This window comes from Streptomyces sp. AV19 (assembly GCF_015999245.1).
Taxonomy (GTDB): Bacteria; Actinomycetota; Actinomycetes; order Streptomycetales; family Streptomycetaceae; genus Streptomyces.
Window position 1 is genome coordinate 1 of sequence record NZ_JAEAMR010000101.1, and the last position, 1,183, is coordinate 1,183.

The 1,183-nt window shown below is 64.8% G+C and carries 1 protein-coding gene; it reads right to left on the minus strand.

Going from position 1 to position 1,183, the window contains the following annotated elements:
- Window positions 1–24: 24 nt before the first annotated feature.
- Window positions 25–1,173: an IS630 family transposase gene (locus I5Q34_RS33930; protein WP_307811790.1), complete on the minus strand. Its 1,149-nt coding sequence runs from the start codon at window positions 1,171–1,173 to the stop codon at window positions 25–27.
- Window positions 1,174–1,183: the final 10 nt, after the last annotated feature.

A 1,183-nucleotide genomic window follows, 5' to 3' on the forward strand; every position in this document is an offset into this window, starting at 1 on the left:
TAGTGTCGCGTGATCCCGCCTATGTCACTTCGAGTTGTTCGCGACGAGTTTCCTGACGTTGCGTTGTGTCAGGCGGACTTTTGCGAGGATCTCGTCGGCGGTGGCGGTCCAGGTGAAGGGCTTCGGGTGCTCGTTCCAGGTGTTGATGTAGTCGCGGATCTGGCTGACCAGGACGCGAACGCTGGAGAACGTGCCCCGGCGGATCGACTGCCGGGTCAGGATGCCGAACCAGATCTCCACCTGGTTCAGCCAGGAGGAGCCGACCGGGGTGAAGTGGAAGTGGACATGCGGGTTCTTCGCCAGCCACGTCTTCACATCTGGCGTGGTGTGGGTGGACAGGTTGTCCAGGACGATGTGGATTTCCTTGTCCGCGTGGGGCTGGACGGCCTTCTTCAGGAAGGACAGGAAGTTCTTCCCGTTCCGCTTCGGCTTGCAGTCGCCGAGGACTTCACCGGTGGCCACGTTCAGCGCGGCGAAGAGATTGGTGGTGCCGTGACGGACGTAGTCGGCGGTCCGCTTCTCGGTAGCCGCAAACGTGACGGGCAGCAGCGGCTGGGTCCGGTCCAGGGCCTGCACTTGCGTCTTCTCGTCCACCGACAGCACGACCGCGCCGCCCGGTGGGTCGAGGTACAGACCGATGACGTCCGCGACCTTGTCCGCGAACGCGGGGTCCCTGGAAATCTTGAAGGTGCCGCTGCGGTGCGGTTTCAGGTTCTCCTCACGCCAGACGCGGGCGATGTAGTGCCAGGACACCGTGATGCCCTCGCGCCGCTTCAGATGGTCGGCCAGTGTCCGTGTCGACCAGTGCGTCAGCCCGGAACCGGCCGGCGGCGACATCCTCGTCAGCGCAATCACCCGTGCCCGGGTCCGCGGTGGCACCTGCATCCGTCCACCGCGGCGGGGCCGGTCCTCCAGCCCGGCCAGGCCCCGCTCGGCAAAACGGGCCTTGCAGCGGTCCACCGTCCGCGCCGAAATCCCCAGGAGCTCGGCGATGTCCTTGCGCCGTCTCCCTTCACCGGACCACAGCACAATCCGCGCACGCAGCGCCATATCGGCCGAAACTCTGCGAGAGTTCACCAACTCCCGCAACACCATGATCTGTTCAGAGGAAATCCGGAGGTCCATGTCCGGCTCAACGAGCCGACCAGCCTCAAGTGACACCACATGGATCACGCGACACTAG